Source organism: Pseudoalteromonas sp. SR44-5, from assembly GCF_014163675.1.
Lineage (GTDB): Bacteria > Pseudomonadota > Gammaproteobacteria > Enterobacterales > Alteromonadaceae > Pseudoalteromonas > Pseudoalteromonas rhizosphaerae.
The window spans coordinates 1-667 of sequence record NZ_JACJDT010000159.1 but is presented as its reverse complement, the minus strand read 5'-3'; the positions used below and the strand labels follow the sequence as shown (position 1 = coordinate 667).

The following is a 667-nucleotide window of genomic DNA, read 5'->3' as shown; positions in this document are numbered from 1 at the left end:
TCCTTGATTGTACGGTGTAAATTGGTCGTAGAGGCAGCAATGCGAAGCATGAACGGGGTAGTTTTTTGGGCATGAAACGGTGTCCGTGTTGTTAACTGCTTGTCATCAACAGCCTCAAGCACCGCACCTTCATCACTGCTTAACAGTATTGGTGCGGCTTCATTGCTATCAGCCACCACCACACGGTTAAACAGCGGGGTGAGCTTGCTGATTGGCTCGCCTCTATTAACATAGCCCGTGAGTAAATACGCTTTAGGAAAACTAGATTGCCCTGTATTCAATAGCTCTGTCATTGTTCATCCTTGATATTAAACACGCCAAAAACATATATAGTTCCCATGCCCCAAATATTACTTTCTTTAAGTAATATTTCTCTTTCTTGCTTAGTAATTAAGTCTAGTTCTATAAAGTAATAATCAGGGTATGGACGACCGTTCCCCATCAGCTCTGTCGAATCTCTTGATGCGGGACTTAACACTTTATTTTTTTTATCTGAGAAAAAATACCCCCCTGTTTTGAAAGGTTTTGTAATGCGCTTACTTGGGTCTGATAAATTAACCCAGTAATATTTAGGGTATCCAAGCCCCTCTGATAAAAAAGAAATATAATCGCCGAAAGGGGATACTTTTAAATACTGCATCGTAAATTGGGTGTTAAAGCCTAAATC

1 protein-coding gene and 1 pseudogene are annotated in these 667 nt (G+C 40.5%); both read right to left on the bottom strand.

Translation table 11 applies throughout. The features are described 5' to 3' along the window. On the bottom strand, window positions 1–293 hold a 293-nt coding region (locus tag H5154_RS23000; protein WP_182719762.1), incomplete at its 3' end, for a hypothetical protein. Beyond that, window positions 290–667 (bottom strand): annotated as a pseudogene (locus H5154_RS22995) (hypothetical protein); the annotation flags it as partial. The gene H5154_RS23000 and the pseudogene H5154_RS22995, both read right to left, overlap by 4 nt.